The sequence below is a fragment of the Novosphingobium sp. AAP83 genome (assembly GCF_001295795.1).
Taxonomy (GTDB): Bacteria; Pseudomonadota; Alphaproteobacteria; order Sphingomonadales; family Sphingomonadaceae; genus Novosphingobium.
In genome coordinates this window covers 123,467-141,141 of the sequence record NZ_LJHY01000003.1, presented here as the reverse complement: position 1 = coordinate 141,141, position 17,675 = coordinate 123,467, and the positions used below count along the sequence as shown (strand labels likewise).

The window sequence follows — 17,675 nt, the reverse complement described above, 5'->3', positions numbered from 1 at the left end:
GTTAGCAACACAAACTAAATTTATAGCCTTGAACAGGCGGTGGGTAACATCCTTCGACCGGCTCAGGACGAGCGGGCTTTGGGAACAGCAACTCCACCAACCCGCTCGGCCTGAGCTTGTCGAAGGCTATGCGCCACCTACTAAAACACAAAGAGCGCCGACCCCGTCGGGAGGGCCGGCGCTCTCGCAATCAGGCTTTTGGCCCGAAGCTTACTTTTTCGTGCGCCAGCCTTCGGCGTAATTGTCGCGTGCAGCGGCGACATAAGGGACGGCCGAAACGACTGCCTTGATTTCAGTCTGGACGTGTGGCTCGACCGTTGGCTTGGTAGTGCCGCCGTTTGGTTCGCCCCAGAGAAGGCTCACTTCGGTGCCCGGCGTTTCAAAACCCGGCTCCATCATTGCCAGCGTCAGGAACTTGCCCTCGTTGGCAGTGTAGCCAATCCATGTGGACAGGCCGACCAGCTTGCCGTCGACTAGCACCTGATCGAACGGGTGCATCGAATAGACCGCGCTTGGATATTCCATGAACTTGGCGCGCTCACCCTGTGACAGCGCCGACGACTGGACGCGCATGACGTCTTCGTTGTCGAGTGCGAGCGTCACCTTGGTGCGGTGCTTGCCCTCTGCGGCCATCTTTTCGAGCGCGGCGCGGCCGATGAAGTCGTGGTCGAACTTCACGAACGGACCGTAACCCAGATCCCATGGCGTCGTGTAATAGCCCTCGATGGTTTCAGGCACATAGCTGCCGCCGACCGAGCACTTGGCTTCATAGGAATTGGCCGAGAGCCATGCGCGGTAGGGCGCGAGTGCTTCGCCGGTGTAGATCGCGGGGAAGGGCGAGGGGATCCAGCCCGATTCCAGCGTGTTCGATGAATAGGCGCGGCCACCGACCAGCGCGAGTTGGAATTCCTTGCCTGCTTCAACCAGTGCTGCATGAACAGCGCCGTAGTCTTCCCAAGGTCCCATCAATTCAAAGCCCGGCTGGCCTGCCATGCCGTGGCGAAGCGCGCGCACTTCCTTGCCGCCGATGGTCATGCGGCACATGTGGAAGAACTTGAGTTCAGGCGCGGGCTTGCCGGTGGCCTTTTCGATGATCTTCATCGCGTTCGGGCCTTGCACCTGGAAGCGATAGGAGTTGCGCTTGCCATCGCTGCGCATCGCCCAACGCTCGTCCCGCTCGACCGTGACGTTCCAGTTGCCGCTGGCGGCGTGGTATTCAACCCATTCAATCGTCGGCGCGCGGCCGACAAGGTTGAAATGGTTCTCATCCAGATAGAACAGGATCACGTCGCCGATCACGTAACCGTCGGGGGTGACGGGCACGAACTGCTTGGCGCGGTCTGGCTGGAAGTTCTTGAAGCTGTTGATGCCAAGATGCTCAAGCATTGCGAAGGCATCGGGGCCTTTAACGGCCAGATCGACCATGTGGTATGACTGGTTGTAAAGCACCGCAGTGTGGCCCCAAGCCCACTGCTCTGCGCGCCAGTTCGAGAATTCTGAAGGAACGCCCGGATAGACGTTAGGTCCGACTTGCTGGTTGCGGACAAAGTTGACGAGGTCTCCTGCGTTCTGGATGACCTGCTCAAGTGTTTGGGACATTTTTCGACTCTCCCGATGTGAATTCGCGATGTTGAAATCGCTTTGGCATATTTTCGCATAGATGAAAAGTTCGGAATGATGAATTGGACGAAAAATTGTATGTGTTGCATACGGAATGTTTGTATCGCTGGCCCCGAGGATAAGGGTGTTTCGCGCAGAGACGCAGAGGAAGCAGAGAATGCTGGGGGCTATGCTTGAATGCTGTAGGCTTTTTTATGAGCCCAATGGCTAGCAGAAGAGGCGGCTTCGCCAAAAGCGAGTTCTCTCTGCGTCTCTCTTCCTCTGCGCCTCTGCGCGAAACATTCTTCGAAACAAACGAAAAGGGCCGACCCTCGCGGGCCAGCCCTTTCAACGTTACAGATTAGGCGAATCAGCCTTCGACGTGTTCTGCCAGAACCGTCAGGCCGTTTGCGCCGACTTCGGCAAAGCCGCCTTGGACCTTGATCTCTTCAGGCGCAGCGCCTGCCGACTTGTAGACCTTGATCGAGCCGTCCTTGACCGTCGACATGAACGGCGCGTGGCCTTCCAGCACGCCGAATTCACCGTCGGTGCCGGGAACCACGACCATATGGACCTCTTCCGAACGGACGAGGCGGGCCGGGGTGACGAGTTCGAAGTGCAGCATCATGAACCTCTTCTCCCCTCCCGCTTGCGGGAGGGGTTTAAGTCTAATTAAGCGTCTTCAGCCAGCTTCTTGGCCTTTTCGACCGCTTCGTCGATGCCGCCGACCATGTAGAACGCGGCTTCGGGAAGGTGATCGTATTCGCCGTCAACCACAGCCTTGAACGAACGCACGGTGTCTTCGACCTGCACGAACTTGCCGCTGATGCCGGTGAACACTTCTGCAACGTGGAACGGCTGCGAAAGGAAGCGCTGGATCTTGCGGGCGCGGGCGACGGTGAGCTTATCTTCTTCCGAAAGCTCGTCCATGCCAAGGATCGCGATGATGTCTTGCAGCGACTTGTACTTCTGCAGCGTTTCCTGAACGCGGCGGGCGGTCTGATAGTGCTCTTCACCGACAACAGCAGGCGTCAGCACGCGGCTGGTGGAGTCGAGCGGGTCAACTGCCGGATAGATGCCGAGTTCCGAAATCGCGCGGTTCAGCGTGGTCGTTGCGTCCAAGTGGGCGAACGATGCGGCTGGCGCAGGGTCGGTAAGATCGTCGGCAGGAACGTAAATGGCCTGAACCGAGGTGATCGAACCCTTGGTGGTCGAGGTAATGCGCTCTTGCAACTGGCCCATGTCTGTTGCCAGCGTTGGCTGATAGCCCACAGCCGAAGGAATACGGCCGAGCAGAGCCGACACTTCAGAACCTGCTTGCGTGAAGCGGAAGATGTTGTCGACGAAGAACAGAACGTCCTGGCCTTCTTCGTCGCGGAAGTATTCTGCCATGGTCAGACCCGACAGAGCAACGCGGGCGCGGGCGCCTGGAGGCTCGTTCATCTGGCCGAACACGAGCGCAACCTTCGAACCTTCTGGCGTTGGATTGCCGTCAGCGTCTTTGGCGATAACGCCTGCGTCGAGGAATTCGTGGTACAGATCGTTACCTTCGCGGGTGCGTTCACCAACGCCTGCGAAGACCGACACGCCGCCGTGACCCTTGGCGATGTTGTTGATCAGTTCCTGAATGAGAACGGTCTTGCCAACGCCTGCGCCGCCGAACAGACCGATCTTACCGCCGCGTGCATAGGGCGCGAGCAAGTCGATGACCTTGATGCCGGTCACAAGGATCGCAGCTTCGGTCGACTGGTCGATGAATTCGGGAGCCTTGGCGTGGATCGGGGCGGTCTTGGCCGCGCCTACCGGACCGCGTTCGTCAATCGGCTCACCGATCACGTTCATGATGCGGCCCAGCGTCATCGGGCCAACCGGCACCGAGATCTGCGCGCCGGTATCGCGCACAGGGTTGCCGCGGGTCAAACCGTCGGTCGAGTCCATCGCGATGGTGCGCACGGTGTTTTCACCGAGATGCTGCGCAACTTCGAGAACAAGGCGGTTGCCGTTGTTGTCGGTTTCAAGCGCCGAGAGGATCGAAGGCAGTTCGCCGTCGAAGGTCACGTCGACGACGGCGCCGATGACCTGGCTAATCTTGCCAGTAGAGGTGAGCACGGTGGCCATGGTTGTTTCCTTGCCTTCTATGTCGTCGTTAGAGCGCTTCAGCGCCAGCGATGATTTCGATGAGTTCGGTGGTGATCGCGGCCTGACGGCTGCGGTTATATTGGATCGTCAGCTTCTGGATCAGTTCGCCGGCGTTGCGCGTGGCGTTGTCCATCGCGTTCATGGACGAGCCTTGTTCCGAAGCTTCGCGTTCGAGCAGCGCACCGAACACCTTGGTGGTGACATAGCGCGGCAGCAGCTCTTCGAGGATTTCTTCCTCGCTTGGCTCATACTCGACCACGGCACCGGCTTCGCTGGTAGCGGCAGGCGCAGGAACCGGGATCAACTGCGTAGTGACCGGATCTTGTGCCAACGCCGACTTGAACACCGGAGCGATCAGGTGGGCAACGTCGAACTTGCCGGCTTCGAACATGGCGATCACTTCGCGGGCGATGGCGCTGGCTTCATCGAAGCCGGGCGTGCGCACGGTGCTGGTGTCAAAGTTCTCGGCGATGGCATTGGGGTAATCGCGCTTGATTGGCGCGCGACCCTTCTTGCCGACAAGGTAGAAGGTGACTTCCTTGCCCGCAGCTTCAAGCGCACGGGCTTGAAGCTTGGCTTCCTTGACGATGTTCGAGTTCAGACCGCCGCACAGGCCCTTGTCAGTATTCACGACAACGAGCAGGTGACGCTTGTCTGATCCGGTTCCGCGCATCAGCAGCGGGCCATTGTCCTGACCTGCAACCTTCGATGCGAGGCTACCCATCACTTCGGCCAGACGGCTGGCATAAGGGCGCGCAGCTTCAGCCGCAGCCTGCGCCTTGCGCAGCTTTGCTGCCGCAACCATCTGCTTGGCCTTGGTGATCTTCTGGGTCGACTTGACCGAGTTGATGCGGCCCTTGAGTTCTTTAAGCGAGGCCATGATGGCTCCCTTGATCCGTCGTCCCCGACCCGAAGGCCGGGGAGACGATAACTCTACAAATTAGGCGAACTGCTTACCGAAAGCGGTCAGCGCCTCGACGACCTTGGCCTTGGTATCATTGCCCAAGTCCTTGGTGTCGCGGATTTCTGCCAGCAGATCGGCTTTCTGCGTGCGCAGGTAGCTGAGCAGTTCGGCTTCGTATTCGCCAACGCGGTTTACCGGGATGCTGTCGAGGTAGCCGTTGGTGCCAGCGAAGATCACCACGGTCTGCTCTTCAAAGCCCAATGGCGAGAACTGGGGCTGCTTGAGCAGCTCGGTCAGGCGCGAACCACGGTTGAGGAGCTTTTGCGTTGAAGCGTCAAGGTCCGAACCGAACTGGGCAAAGGCCGCCATTTCGCGGTACTGCGCCAGTTCCAGCTTGATCGAGCCGGCAACCTTCTTCATCGCCTTCGTCTGAGCCGCCGAACCAACGCGCGAAACCGAAAGGCCGACGTTGATGGCTGGACGGATGCCCTGATAGAACAGGCCGGTTTCGAGGAAGATCTGTCCGTCGGTGATCGAGATCACGTTGGTCGGAATGTAGGCCGAAACGTCGCCAGCCTGCGTTTCGATGATCGGCAGAGCGGTCAACGAACCACCACCAAGCGAATCGTTCATCTTTGCAGCGCGCTCAAGCAGGCGGCTGTGCAGATAGAACACGTCACCGGGATAAGCTTCGCGGCCCGGAGGACGACGCAGCAGCAAGGACATCTGGCGATAAGCCACAGCCTGCTTGGAAAGATCGTCATATACGATCACGGCATGCATGCCGTTGTCGCGGAAGAATTCGCCCATCGTCACGCCGGTGTATGGCGCGAGGTACTGGAGCGGAGCGGGTTCCGAAGCGGTAGCGGCCACGACGATGGAGTATTCCATCGCGCCGTTTTCTTCGAGCTGGCGCACGATCTGGGCAACCGTCGAACGCTTCTGGCCGATGGCAACATAGATGCAGTAAAGCTTCTTGTTTTCATCGGTGCCCGCGTTCGGGCCCTTCTGGTTGATGAAGGTGTCAATCGCGACGGCGGTCTTGCCGGTCTGACGGTCACCAATGATCAATTCGCGCTGGCCACGGCCAACCGGAACCAGAGCGTCAATGGCCTTGAGGCCGGTCTGCACAGGTTCGGAAACCGACTGGCGCGGGATGATGCCCGGGGCCTTGACTTCAACGCGCTTGCGCTCGGTGTACTCGATCGGGCCCTTGCCATCGATCGGATTGCCGAGGCCATCGACGACGCGGCCCAGCAGGCCCTTGCCGACAGGAACGTCAACGATGGTGCCGGTGCGCTTGACGACGTCACCTTCCTTGATCTCGGAGTCAGAACCGAAGATCACGACGCCGACGTTATCGGCTTCGAGGTTGAGGGCCATGCCCTTAACGCCGTTCGAGAATTCGACCATCTCGCCGGCCTGGACCTTGTCGAGACCGTGGATGCGGGCGATGCCGTCGCCGACCGACAGCACTGAGCCGACTTCCGAGACTTGGGCCTCGGTGCCGAAGCTGGCGATCTGGTCCTTGATGACCTTCGAGATTTCAGCGGCGCGGATTTCCATTATCAGCCTTTCGTAGAGCCTTGTGGCTTCAAGCCTTCATCGCCTGGGCGAGGGAATTGAGACGGGTGCGGATCGAACTGTCGATCATCTGGCTGCCGATTTTCACGACAAGTCCACCGAGAATATCGGGATCGACATTGGTCTTGAGTTTGATGTCCTTGCCTTCGCGGACCTTGAGCTTTTCCGTCAAAGCCGCAAGCTGGGCATCGTCGAGCGGGTGAGCGCTGGTGACTTCGGCAGTCGCCTCGCCGCGATGGGCAGCAGCAATCTGTGCGAAAGCGCGGATCACGTCCGGCAATGCCGAGAGGCGGCGGTTGCCAGCGAGAACGCCGAGAAAGTTTTTGGTCAGCGCCGAAAGGCCAAGCAGGCCAGCAACGCCATTAATCGCAGCCGCAGCAGCTGCACGGCTGACTTGCGGATTATGGATCAGACCGGTGAGGTCAGCCGATTCGCGCAGAGCAGCGCCGACGTTTTCCAAATCGCCTTCAACAGTGGCAACGAGGCCCTGTTCATTTGCCAGATCGAACAACGCCGAAGCGTAACGCCCTGACAAGCTGGCTGTAATGCCGCCGGAAATTTCCACGCGCCGAAGTTCCTTCATCCAAGGATAAGCCGATGCAGACCAATGCCGTGTGACGAACACCCGGTGGCCTGCTGACGGGGCGCGCCTAGCAACGTCAGGCGCTTATGACAAGATGCGACGTAAGGAGATGTGCATAGGTATGAGACGGTTTTTTGTTCCGGGCCACCTTATCGGGCGGGCTGGCAGGTGTAACGCATGCGTTCATTCGGTTCAGGCGGCAGCAAAGCCTTGATGGTTTGCTGATTTTCTCCAAAGCGCCGCGCGGCTTCTTCACCGGCACCACAAGCAGGTGCATTCAGCTTTGCGCGCGCGGCACGGGCCTTGGTCATCGCATCAAGGCTCAGCAAATATCTTTCTACGGTGTAAGTGCGGGTGGCCGGATCATAGGTGTTGAGCGAAATCGCGTCTTCGGTGTTAGGTACGAGGATTCGCGACCAGCCATCTTGCGCCAAGCCATACTGCGATTTTCCGTTTACGCAGCCGTCTTGGGTCCAATCGAGTGGCACATCGGTGATATCCGATACCGTGACGCGGCTGCGCTGGGGTTCAATCACGCAGATCATGGGGCCGGATTTGTTTGCACTTTGTGGCGTTTCCATACTGCCGCTGGCGATGGGGGCAGGCTGTTCTTGTTTGTCGCGTGCGCGTTCATCGATGGATGACAGGGACGGGCGCAAAAACCATGTTATCACCGCAGCCAAAAGCAGCGCCACGGCGCCGAAGATGTGTTTACGCTGGAATTTTCCGCGCCGGGCCGAGGCCTGCATCATAGCCCAACCGGCAGCACCGAGCGCGCCAACGAGCAGTAATACGGCAAGGGCAAGTCCGTTGTCTCGTTCCGAGAGGACTTCCATTTCCGCATCGTGGATGGCCTTGTCAGCCGCGCGTTGGCGTGATTCGGCCTTGGCTTGGGTTGCCGCTTCCATCCGCGCTTTATCGCCAATGGCCCGTTCCGCTTCCGCACGATCGAGATCGGCGATAGAGCGGCAAGGCAGGCCGCTGGTGCGTGCATCAACTTTCGCACGGAGCAGGAACGCGGATAGCTCACGCATGGAAATGGCAAAGTAGAACGCCGAATCCGTGCCATTATCGCTGATCGTGCCGAACGAGTTGACCCCCAGCACCCGGCCACAGTTATCCAGCAATGGCCCGCCCGAATTGCCGGACCCGAGCGGTGCGGTGTGCAAAAGCGTATCGAACGAGCGCGAGGAGCGTCCGCCAGACAGATAACCGCGCGTTTTAACGGCCTCTTGCGGCGTCACCAGATCACCCATCGACAGTCCTTGCGCCAGATCGACGTTGCCGGGATAGCCCACCGCATAGACCTCTGCGCCATCCTCGGGCACGCCGGGAAACAGCGTCAGCGGGGTCAGCGTACCGCCGCCTTCGATGCGCAGCAGCGCAAGATCGTTTGACGGTGAATAGGCTACAAGCCGCGCCGGATAGCCATTGCGGCCCTCTGCCGGAACAACGCCAGCGATCAGGCTGTCATCGCCGCGAAGCTGCTCTACGACATGGGCATTGGTCACGATCAGATTGGAAGTGACCGCAAAACCGGTGCCGTGGGTGATCAGATTGGCACGGTCGCCATCGCTTTGGATGATGACGACGCGCACGACGGAGCGGCTGGCGGCAGATATGTCGGCAGGATCGGCATGGGCAGCATTAGCACCCAGCAGCGACATCAGCAGCGACAGGCAAGCGGTTATTATTTTGGCGACACGCATTGCGCGCTTCTTGCGCTGTTTGCGTTTGATCGCAAGGTGCAGGATGCGATGATCATCCGGCTTGTGCAATCAAGTGGTGATTGGGACTGTTCGTGAAGGGAATGGGATGTGATCGCCGATGAAGAGGCATGGAGCGCCGTTCAGGCACGCGACCGCGCATTTGACGGGAGATTCGTCACGGGCGTCTTGAGCACGGGCATTTATTGCCGGCCGTCTTGCGCCGCCAAACATCCGGCGCGCGCGAATGTGCGGTTCTTTGCCGATGGCAGGGCGGCGCAGGCGGCGGGCTTGCGCGCCTGCTTGCGTTGTCTGCCCGATGATGTGGCGCGCGATGAGCAGGCGGTGCTTGGCGCGATTGCGGCGATCAAGGCTGTTGGCAAGGCGGGCGGCGGAGCAACGCTGGCGCAGCTTGCCGGGCTTAGTGGCTATTCGCCGTCGCATTTCCAGCGGGTGTTCGTGAAGCATACCGGCCTTTCCCCCGCAGCCTATGCCCGCGCATTGCAGCAGGAGCGGATGGCTGATGTATTGACGGGTGCAGGACGGGTGACAGATGCAGTTTACGATGCGGGCTTTTCAGGGCCATCGCGGTTCTATTCAGCAGCGCAGGAGAGGTTGGGTATGATGCCTTCGGTGTGGCGCGATGGTGGCAGGGATGTTGCGATTGCGTGGGCAGTGGTACCAACGACGCTGGGGCCGATGCTGGTTGCGGCAACCCAGCGTGGAGTGTGCCGTTTGTCCTTTAATGAGGAAGAAACAGCGCTGCGGTTGCGGTTTCCCCATGCGGATTTGCAGCAAGGCGGAGCTGATTTTCAGGCGCTACTCGTGCAAGTGGTTGCAGCGGTCGAAACGCCGGGCGATCATTCGCATATCCCGCTAGACGTTAAGGGCACCGCGTTTCAGGAGGCGGTGTGGCGGGCGCTGCGGAAAATCCCGCCGGGCGAAACGCGCTCCTATGCGCAAATCGCCGTAGACGTGGGCAAGCCCGGTGCGGTGCGCGCGACAGGTTCGGCCAATGGCGCAAACAATGTGGCGGTGCTGATTCCGTGCCACCGCGTGATCCGTTCGGACGGATCGCTGGGCGGTTATGCTTATGGGCTTGAGATCAAGCAGCGTTTGCTGGAAAAGGAGCGCGCAGCAAACGGGGAATGACGATGGATGAGCCGCAGACAAGACCGGGCCTTTTGCGGCGGATCATTGCCTTTCCGTTGACGCTGATGATTGTGGAATTTGTGCTGGTCGTGGCTGGCGCTTCGCTGGTGTCGTGGGGGCTCAGGGGCTTTGTGACGCAGGATGCGCCGGGCTATTTCCTTGGCGGGTTGGCGGTGGCTGTCGCAGCCATCGCGATCTACGTCGCCTGCCGCCATTGGATCGAGCGCGTTGCGAATGATGAAGTCCCGCTTTCGCTGCTCCCGCGTGAACTGCCGCTCGGCCTGTTGATCGGCGCGGGGCTGTTTACGCTGATGACGGGGATCGTCGCGCTGATGGGCGGGATTACGGTTGATCGCGTGAACGGTGTGGGCGCGCTCTGGGCGATGCTGGGCATGGCGGTTACGTCTGGCACTATCGAGGAAATCATGTTCCGTGGTATTTTGCTGCGCCACCTTGAGGCAATGCTGGGAACATGGGCGGCGCTTGCGATCACTTCGGCCTTGTTTGGCCTTGCCCATATCATGAACCCCGATTCCAGCCCGTTTGCGGCCTTCGCCATCGCGATGGAGGCGGGCATTCTGCTGGGCGCGGCCTATCTGTGGAAGCGGCGATTGTGGATTCCCATCGGCATTCATGCGGCGTGGAATTTTACGCAAGGCTGGGTATTCAGTGTGCCGGTATCGGGCGGAGCGGCGCCTGCCGGACTGCTGATTACATCGCGCAATGGCCCGGAATGGCTGACGGGCGGCGCTTTCGGGCTTGAGGCCAGCGTGGTGGCGATGCTCGTTGCAACAACGGCAGGGCTTATTCTGCTGGTGCGCGTGGCCAAGCAAGGCGGGATCAGGCCGCCGATGTGGGTAAAGCGTTAGCGCGCCCAGCCCGGTTTGGCAGGCTCCAGCGTTGCGAGAAACGCATCGGCGCTGGCGATGGTATCGGCGCGCTTGTCTTCGGCCATGCGCCGCCATGTGGCATAGGGTTGGGCGAGGCGGTGATAGCCTGCCAGTGCCTGTTCATTCCGCGCCAGAAAATGCCAGTATAAGGCATTGAAAGGGCAGGCATCTTCGCCCACTTTCTTCTTCACGTTATAAGCGCATTTGCTGCAATAATCGCTCATCCGGTCAATATAGGCGCCGCTTGCGGCATAGGGTTTTGAGGCGAGGCGGCCCTTGTCTGCGTGCAGCACCATGCCCGCCACGTTGGGCAGCTCTACCCATTCAAACGCATCGGCATAGACCGCCAGATACCAGTCCGCCACGTCCTGCGGCTTCAACCCCGCCAGCAGTGCAAAGTTGCCCAACACCATCAGGCGCTGGATGTGATGGGCATAGGCGTTTTCCTGCGTGGTGCGCACGCAATCGGACAGGCAGCGCATCTTGGTATCGCCGGTCCAATAGAAATCGGGCAGCGGGCGTGTGGCGGCAAGGCCGTTGGCATCGGCAAGTCCCGGCATCTCCAGCCAGTACATGCCCCGGATATATTCGCGCCAGCCGATGATCTGGCGAATGAAGCCTTCCACCGCCTCCAGCGGCGCACGGCCTTCGCGCCATTCGGTTTCGACACGGCGGCAAAGGTCCAGCGGATCGAGTAGGCCGATGTTGATCGCGGGCGAAAGCGCGGCGTGGAACAGGAAATCCTGTCCCGCCACCATCGCGTCCTGATACTTGCCGAATAGCGGAAGGCGCTCTTTCAGAAAGACATCGCGCGCGGTTTCAGCATCGGCGCGGGTGACGGGCCACGCGAACTTTTCGAGCGATCCGAAGTGTCCGGCAAAGCGTTGCTCGACGAGCGCAAACACCTCGCGGGTGATGGCGTCGGGTGTGAACGGCGGTAGTGCGGGCGGGGTGAGGCCCTTTTCCGGACCGCCGCGATTTTCGGAATCGTAATTCCATTTGCCGCCAACGGGTTTGTCTCCCTCCATCAGCAGGCCGGTTTTGCGGCGCATATCGCGATAGAAATACTCCATCCGCAATTCGCGCCTGCCCGCAGCCCATTCGTAAAAACTGGTGAGCGGGTTGATGAAGCGCGTGTCGGGCAGGATGCGCGAGCGCACGGGCAGGCGATCGCGCCATTCTTCCATCGCCTGTTTCACGCGCCATTCGCCCGGTTCAGTCACCTGCACGCCACGCGGGGCATGGCGTTCGATGGCGCGCAGGACTTCGCCGGTGAAGCTGCCGGTATTGGTGGGATCATCAAGCCGGACGTAATCGACCGTCCAGCCTGCGGCGCGCAGTTCTGCGGCGAAGTGGCGCATGGCCGAGAGGATCAGCGCGATCTTGGCCTTGTGGTGGCGCACATAGGTTGTTTCCTCGGCCACCTCCATCATCAGGATCACGGTGTCATCGGGTTTGCGATCCGCAAGGCTGGAGATAGCGGGCGAAAGCTGATCGCCAAGGATCGGGACGAGAATGGGGCCGGGCATGGTTGTGCAATGGCCGAGCAGCGGATTGGTTCAACCTGCCCCTTTAGACAAAGCTATAAGGATCAATGTCCACCGCCACGCGCACGCCGGGGGGAAAGCGCAATTGATCGAGCCATTCTCGGATCACGCGCTGCAATTCGGTGGAGCGCCGCGCGTTGATCAGCAGGCGATAGCGATAGCGGCCGCGCAGCAAGGATAGCGGAGCTGGGGCGGGGCCGAGGATCATCACATCGGCCAGATGTGGCGCGCTGCCGCCAATGCCGCGTGCTGCATCGCGCGCTTCGGCTTCGTCCTCGCTGCTGACGATGATCGCCGCCCAACGTCCGAACGGTGGTGCGCCGGCATCACGGCGGGCATCGGTTTCGGCGGCATAGAAGGCGTCGCGATCGCCGCTGGCCAAGGCTTCGATCACCGGCGCTTCGGGATGGCGTGTCTGGATCAGAACTTCGCCCGGCTTTTCACCACGCCCTGCACGTCCGGCCACTTGCGCCACCTGTTGATAGGTCCGCTCTGCCGCGCGCAGATCGCCGCCTTCAAGGCCCATGTCGGCATCAATCACGCCCACCAGCGTAAGTTCGGGGAAGTGATAGCCCTTCGTGACAAGCTGCGTGCCCACGATTACGTCAATCGCTTTGGCGCTGGCCATTTCGACAAATTCGGCGGCTTTGGCAGGGCTGGTCAGCGTGTCGGACGTGACCAGCGCCACGCGCGCTTCGGGCAGGATCGCGGCCACTTCGTCGGCAATCCGCTCAACCCCCGGGCCACAGGCAACGAGGCAATCGGGTTCGTGGCATTCGGGGCAGGCATCGGGCGTTGGCACTTCATGGCCGCAATGGTGGCAGGCCAAACGGCGCGACAAGCGATGTTCGACCAGCCAAGCCGAACAGTTCGGGCACTGGAAGCGATAGCCGCAAGTCCGGCACAGCGTCAGCGGGGCATAGCCGCGCCGGTTGAGGAATAGCAGTGATTGTTCGCCCTTTTCCAGCCGGTCCTTTAGCGCTTTGACCAAGGGCGGGGCGATCCAGTGTCCGCGTTCGGGCTGTTCGATGCGCAGATCGACCACTTGGATATCGGGCATGGTCGCCCCGCCAAAACGGCTGGGCAGGATCACGCGTTCATAGCGCCCGCTCTCGGCCATTTGCAGGCTTTCCAGCGCAGGCGTCGCGCTGGCGAGGATCACCGGCACGCTTTCAAAGCGGGCGCGCATCACGGCAACGTCGCGGGCATTATAGCGCACGCCATCGTCCTGCTTGAACGAGACTTCATGCGCTTCATCGACGATGATCAGGCCAAGGTTGGCAAAGGGCAGGAACAGCGCAGAGCGCGCGCCGACGATCACTTGCGCGCTGCCCATCGCTACGGCCCGCCACGCGCGGCGGCGTTCAGAGGATTTGAGCGAGGAGTGCCAGGTGACGGGCGTCACGCCAAAGCGCGCCTCGAAGCGTTTGAGGAACGTCTCGGTCAGCGCGATTTCGGGGAGGAGGACGAGCACTTGCCGCCCGTCTTCCATCGCAGCGGCCACGGCTTCGAAATAGGTCTCGGTCTTGCCCGATCCGGTTACGCCATCGAGCAGATAGGGCTGGAATTCATGCGCGTGGACCGAGGCCACGAATCTGGCGGCCACTTGCGTCTGGTCGTCCGACAAGTCCGGCACGCCAAACGCAGGATCGGCAGGGGGGTACGGCCTGTCCGAATCAACCACGACCGCCTCAAGCAGCCCTGCATTGACCATGCCGCGCAGAACGGCATCGGATACGCCCGCGATTTCGGCCAGTTCGCGGATCGTGGCTTGCTGGCCATCCAATGCTTCAATCGCTTTGGCGCGCTGCGGGGTCAACCGGCCCGGTTCTGTGTCGGTCAGCCGGTATTCGGTCACCGTGCTGCCACCGCGAAGCGCGCCGTTGCTCGATAGCGCCATGCGCGCGACCGAGGCGAGCGAGGCGAGGTAATAGTCTGCGGTCCATTCGATCAGACGGCGCAAAGGGGCGGGCAGGGGCGGCACCGGCAGCACCGAAAGCAGCGGGCGCAGCTTGTTGGCGGGTATTTCGGCCCCCGGCAGCCGACCGGCATCCCACACCACCGCGATGATCTGCCGTGGCCCCAGCGGTGCCACCACAACGCTTCCCGCCTCGACCACCATGCCTTCGGGCACGCGATAATCGAGCGGACCCAGCGCAGAATTGAAGACAAGGCATCGGACGCGGTTCATATTAGGGGTTCTATATGGGGCCGCGATGCGGTGGGCAAAGCCCGCTGTGCACGCAACAGAGGAGAAAACGATGTCGCAGCTTTCGTTATCGCACAATCGCCGGTCCGTGCTGGGCGGAATTTCATCAGTTGCCCTGCTATCCTTGGCCGGTTGCGCGACATTGCCCGCGTTCAGCCTTGAAGAGGTGATACGCCGCTTGCTGTTCCTTTCAACAGACCGCGCCTTTGCCAGCCTTTTGCGGCCCGGCGGTTTCTGGGACAATCAGGTGGCGCGGCTGGCCTTGCCCGAGGTGATCGGCAATCGCGGCGGGATTGTCCAGCGCATCCTGACCGGCCCGATCTTCCGCGAGCGGTTGCAGCGCGCGTTCAACGACATGGCCTATGACGCGGCAGAGCGCGCGGCGCCTGCGGTTACCGATGCGGTGCGCACAATCGGCATCCGCAATGCTTTGGCGCTTGTGCGCAGCAGCGATCCGATGGCGGCAACCAGTTTCTTGCATCAGGAAATGGGGGCGAGCCTTGTGGAGATCATGGTGCCTGAATTCGGCGATGCCTTGCGCGTTAGCCGCGAGCCGCTGGTGAGCGAGGTTCTGTCCGCATTGACCGGCGTGGATGTTGGCGGAATCGCCAATTCGCTGGCGTTTGAGGCGGATAACGCCATCTTCCGCGCGATTGGCCGCGAAGAAGCCGCGATCCGCGCCGATCCGCGTTCCACCAACGATCCGGTCCTGATGGGCGCGTTTGGCATCAAGTGATGGACTGACAGCGCGCCTTCTCTTGCCTATAGGCGGGGGGAATCATGCTCCCCGCCTCGGAAGGTTTGCCCCATGAAGTTCTTTGTCGATACCGCTGACACCGCCGAAATCGCAGACCTTGCCGCCACTGGCCTGCTTGATGGTGTTACCACCAACCCCACGCTGATCGCCAAGGCGGGCAAAGACTTCATCGAAGTGACGCGCGAAATCTGCGCGCTGGTCGATGGCCCGGTTTCTGCCGAAGTCGTTGCGCTGGATCACGCCACGATGATGCGTGAAGCCGAAGTGCTGCGCAAAATCGCTGACAACGTGTGCATCAAGGTGCCGCTGACGATTGATGGCCTGAAGACCTGCAAGGCGTTGACCAGCGAAGGCACGCAAGTGAACGTGACGCTTTGCTTCTCGGCCAATCAGGCGCTGCTGGCGGCCAAGGCTGGCGCCACGTTCATCTCGCCGTTCGTCGGCCGTCATGATGACAACGGCTTTGATGGCATGGACCTGATCCGCGATATCCGCCTGATCTATGATAATTATGCGTTCGAAACGCAGATCCTTGTTGCCTCGATCCGCCACGGCATGCACGTGCTGGAAAGCGCACGGATTGGTGCCGATGTGATCACCGCGCCGCCCGCCGTGATCAAGGGCCTGTTCAAACATGTCCTTACGGACAAGGGTATCGAAGGGTTCCTTGCCGATTGGGCAAAGACCGGCCAAAGCATCGTCTGATAGCAACACCTGAATACGACATCTGGCAACGGGCACCCCATTTTGGCTGACGAATCTCCTCTAGACCGTTTCCGCTCGGTGCTGACCGGCACTGCCCGCGCCATCTCGCTCGACCCCGAGGTTGAGGTGGCGTGGACAGCGGATGCGCCGGTCCAGTCGGGAAGCTCGATGCGCGTGCCCATGCCGGGGCGCGCTTTGCCAGCCGATCAGGTGGCGCAGGCGCGCGGCCATGCCGATTCGATGGCGCTGCGGTTGCGGCATCACAATGCCGCGCTGCATGGCCGCCATGCGCCGACCGAAGCGCTGGCGCGCGCGTGTTATGACGCTGTGGAGCAGGTGCGCTATGAAGCGCTGGGTGCCAATTCCTTTGCGGGCATGCGTGGCAATCTGGATGCTGCGCTGGCCATGCGCATGGCATCAGACCCGATTGCCCGCGCCACCAAGCCCGAAGAAGTGCCTTTGCCATCAGCCTTGGCGCTGCTGTTGCGCGAAAAGTTGACGGGGCAAAGTGCGCCTGCCAGCACCGATGTCGGCATGGCGATGGTGCGTAGTTGGATCGAAAGCAAGGCGAGCGACGATTTCGAAAGTCTTGCCCAATCGCTCGAAGACCAGCGCGCGTTCCAGCAATTGACGCTCGACATGCTCCAGCATCTCGATCTCACCCAGTCGCCTGCCGAGCAGAACGAGGAAACCGAGGAAGACGAGGGCGAGGAGCAGGATGACGAGGGCGAAGAACAGCCCGATTCCTCCGACGAGCAGCAGCAAGAACCCTCCGAAGTCGCAGGCGATACCAGCGAGGGTGACGAGGATTCGGAATCCGAGCAGGAGATCGAGCAGAGCGACGATGCTGCCGATGCTGATATGGCCGATGATGGCGAGGAAGGCATGTTGCCCACCCGCCCGAACCGGCCATGGACCGATTTGCCCGAAAACTTTGACTACAAATCTTACACCACCCAGTTCGACGAAGTGATTGCCGCCACCGATCTGTGTGACGAGGAAGAGCTTACGCGGTTGCGCGCTTACCTCGATATGCAGCTCAAGGGCTTGCAGGGCGTGGTCACGCGGCTGGCCAACCGGTTGCAGCGCCGCTTGATGGCGCAGCAGAACCGGTCATGGGATTTCGATCAGGAAGAAGGCTTGCTTGATGCCGCGCGGCTGGCCCGCGTGGTGATCTCGCCCGGCCATTCGCTGTCGTACAAGATTGAACGCGACGTGGAGTTCAAGGACACCATCGTCACGCTGCTGATCGACAATTCGGGTTCGATGCGCGGACGTCCGATCTCTATCGCGGCGATCAGCGCCGATATCCTTGCGCGCACGCTGGAGCGCTGCGGGGTGAAAACCGAAGTTCTGGGCTTTACCACCCGCGCGTGGAAGGGCGGGCAAAGCCGCGAGGCGTGGTTGACCGGCGGCAAGCCTGCACAACCGGGCCGTCTCAACGACTTGCGCCACATTGTTTACAAAAAGGCTGATGAGCCTTGGCGGCGTGCGCGCAAGAACCTTGGCCTGATGATGCGCGAAGGGTTGCTGAAGGAAAACATCGACGGCGAGGCGCTGCTCTGGGCGCATAGCCGCCTACTGGCGCGGCCTGAAGACCGCCGCATCCTGATGGTGATTTCCGATGGCGCGCCGGTCGATGATTCCACCCTGTCGGTCAACAATGCAGGCTATCTTGAGCAGCATTTGCGCAAGGTGATCGAATGGATCGAAAAGCAATCGCCGGTCCAGCTCGTTGCTATCGGCATCGGCCATGACGTGACCCGCTATTACCGCCGCGCCGTGACGATCATGGACGCCGAACAGCTTGGCGGCACAATCATCGAGCAATTGGCCGATCTGTTCGAAGACGAGTGACTTGACCTGCTCCATCCCCCCACTTAACTAAAGTTAATATTTC

General features: G+C 60.8%; 14 protein-coding genes. 5 read left to right on the top strand and 9 right to left on the bottom strand.

Annotated elements, in window-relative coordinates; all coding sequences use genetic code 11:
* Nucleotides 1-210 precede the first annotated feature (210 nt).
* From IP81_RS02380 to IP81_RS02350, 7 genes are all read right to left on the bottom strand, one after another.
* Nucleotides 211-1,599, bottom strand: a complete 1,389-nt coding sequence (locus tag IP81_RS02380; RefSeq protein ID WP_054106367.1) for an aminomethyltransferase family protein — start codon at nucleotides 1,597-1,599, stop codon at nucleotides 211-213.
* 370 nt (nucleotides 1,600-1,969) lie between these two features.
* Complete coding sequence (locus IP81_RS02375) at nucleotides 1,970-2,227, bottom strand: ATP synthase F1 subunit epsilon (RefSeq protein ID WP_054106366.1); 258 nt, start codon at nucleotides 2,225-2,227, stop codon at nucleotides 1,970-1,972.
* Nucleotides 2,228-2,271: 44 nt separating this feature from the next.
* The gene (gene atpD / locus IP81_RS02370) at nucleotides 2,272-3,717 is read right to left on the bottom strand and encodes a F0F1 ATP synthase subunit beta (RefSeq protein WP_054106365.1); all 1,446 of its coding nucleotides are present in this window, start codon (nucleotides 3,715-3,717) and stop codon (nucleotides 2,272-2,274) included.
* A 28-nt stretch (nucleotides 3,718-3,745) separates the two neighbouring features.
* On the bottom strand, nucleotides 3,746-4,618 hold the full coding sequence (locus tag IP81_RS02365) for a F0F1 ATP synthase subunit gamma (protein ID WP_054106364.1): 873 nt from the start codon (nucleotides 4,616-4,618) through the stop codon (nucleotides 3,746-3,748).
* Between the two features lie 60 nt (nucleotides 4,619-4,678).
* On the bottom strand, nucleotides 4,679-6,208 hold the full coding sequence (gene atpA / locus IP81_RS02360) for a F0F1 ATP synthase subunit alpha (protein ID WP_054106363.1): 1,530 nt from the start codon (nucleotides 6,206-6,208) through the stop codon (nucleotides 4,679-4,681).
* A gap of 28 nt (nucleotides 6,209-6,236) precedes the next feature.
* A complete protein-coding gene (locus IP81_RS02355; protein ID WP_054106481.1) occupies nucleotides 6,237-6,791 on the bottom strand; it encodes a F0F1 ATP synthase subunit delta in 555 nt (184 codons plus the stop codon).
* 167 nt (nucleotides 6,792-6,958) lie between these two features.
* A complete protein-coding gene (locus IP81_RS02350; protein ID WP_157573045.1) occupies nucleotides 6,959-8,518 on the bottom strand; it encodes a serine protease in 1,560 nt (519 codons plus the stop codon).
* A 108-nt stretch (nucleotides 8,519-8,626) separates the two neighbouring features.
* Here IP81_RS02350 and IP81_RS02345 point away from each other — a divergent pair, with 108 nt between their 5' ends.
* Together IP81_RS02345 and IP81_RS02340 are read left to right on the top strand one after the other, a co-directional pair.
* On the top strand, nucleotides 8,627-9,667 hold the full coding sequence (locus IP81_RS02345; RefSeq protein WP_054106362.1) for a bifunctional transcriptional activator/DNA repair enzyme AdaA: 1,041 nt from the start codon (nucleotides 8,627-8,629) through the stop codon (nucleotides 9,665-9,667).
* 2 nt (nucleotides 9,668-9,669) lie between these two features.
* Nucleotides 9,670-10,536, top strand: coding sequence for a CPBP family intramembrane glutamic endopeptidase (locus tag IP81_RS02340; RefSeq protein WP_054106361.1), 867 nt, complete (start codon nucleotides 9,670-9,672; stop codon nucleotides 10,534-10,536).
* Here the strand turns inward: IP81_RS02340 and IP81_RS02335 are convergent.
* On the bottom strand, nucleotides 10,533-12,086 hold the full coding sequence (locus tag IP81_RS02335; protein WP_054106360.1) for a cryptochrome/photolyase family protein: 1,554 nt from the start codon (nucleotides 12,084-12,086) through the stop codon (nucleotides 10,533-10,535). The two genes, IP81_RS02340 and IP81_RS02335, sit on opposite strands and share 4 nt — an antisense overlap.
* A gap of 43 nt (nucleotides 12,087-12,129) precedes the next feature.
* On the bottom strand, nucleotides 12,130-14,295 hold the full coding sequence (locus IP81_RS02330; RefSeq protein ID WP_054106359.1) for a primosomal protein N': 2,166 nt from the start codon (nucleotides 14,293-14,295) through the stop codon (nucleotides 12,130-12,132).
* A 70-nt stretch (nucleotides 14,296-14,365) separates the two neighbouring features.
* Between IP81_RS02330 and IP81_RS02325 the strand changes: the two genes are divergently transcribed.
* The 3 genes from IP81_RS02325 to cobT all read left to right on the top strand — a co-directional run bounded on the left by IP81_RS02325 (nucleotide 14,366) and on the right by cobT (nucleotide 17,632).
* Complete coding sequence (locus IP81_RS02325) at nucleotides 14,366-15,049, top strand: DUF4197 domain-containing protein (protein WP_054106480.1); 684 nt, start codon at nucleotides 14,366-14,368, stop codon at nucleotides 15,047-15,049.
* A 72-nt stretch (nucleotides 15,050-15,121) separates the two neighbouring features.
* Complete coding sequence (gene fsa / locus IP81_RS02320) at nucleotides 15,122-15,775, top strand: fructose-6-phosphate aldolase (RefSeq protein ID WP_054106358.1); 654 nt, start codon at nucleotides 15,122-15,124, stop codon at nucleotides 15,773-15,775.
* A 42-nt stretch (nucleotides 15,776-15,817) separates the two neighbouring features.
* On the top strand, nucleotides 15,818-17,632 hold the full coding sequence (gene cobT / locus IP81_RS02315; protein ID WP_054106357.1) for a cobaltochelatase subunit CobT: 1,815 nt from the start codon (nucleotides 15,818-15,820) through the stop codon (nucleotides 17,630-17,632).
* Nucleotides 17,633-17,675: the final 43 nt, after the last annotated feature.

What these genes read in the sequence shown, in the direction of transcription:
- IP81_RS02375 (WP_054106366.1), bottom strand. Translation starts at nt 2,227, where the DNA reads ATGATGCTGCACTTCGAACTCGTCACCCCGGCCCGCCTCGTCCGTTCG.
- IP81_RS02325 (WP_054106480.1), top strand. Translation starts at nt 14,366, where the DNA reads ATGTCGCAGCTTTCGTTATCGCACAATCGCCGGTCCGTGCTGGGCGGA.
- atpA (WP_054106363.1), bottom strand. Translation starts at nt 6,208, where the DNA reads ATGGAAATCCGCGCCGCTGAAATCTCGAAGGTCATCAAGGACCAGATC.
- IP81_RS02335 (WP_054106360.1), bottom strand. Translation starts at nt 12,086, where the DNA reads ATGCCCGGCCCCATTCTCGTCCCGATCCTTGGCGATCAGCTTTCGCCC.
- IP81_RS02330 (WP_054106359.1), bottom strand. Translation starts at nt 14,295, where the DNA reads ATGAACCGCGTCCGATGCCTTGTCTTCAATTCTGCGCTGGGTCCGCTC.
- atpD (WP_054106365.1), bottom strand. Translation starts at nt 3,717, where the DNA reads ATGGCCACCGTGCTCACCTCTACTGGCAAGATTAGCCAGGTCATCGGC.
- IP81_RS02340 (WP_054106361.1), top strand. Translation starts at nt 9,670, where the DNA reads ATGGATGAGCCGCAGACAAGACCGGGCCTTTTGCGGCGGATCATTGCC.
- IP81_RS02365 (WP_054106364.1), bottom strand. Translation starts at nt 4,618, where the DNA reads ATGGCCTCGCTTAAAGAACTCAAGGGCCGCATCAACTCGGTCAAGTCG.
- IP81_RS02350 (WP_157573045.1), bottom strand. Translation starts at nt 8,518, where the DNA reads ATGCGTGTCGCCAAAATAATAACCGCTTGCCTGTCGCTGCTGATGTCG.
- fsa (WP_054106358.1), top strand. Translation starts at nt 15,122, where the DNA reads ATGAAGTTCTTTGTCGATACCGCTGACACCGCCGAAATCGCAGACCTT.
- IP81_RS02380 (WP_054106367.1), bottom strand. Translation starts at nt 1,599, where the DNA reads ATGTCCCAAACACTTGAGCAGGTCATCCAGAACGCAGGAGACCTCGTC.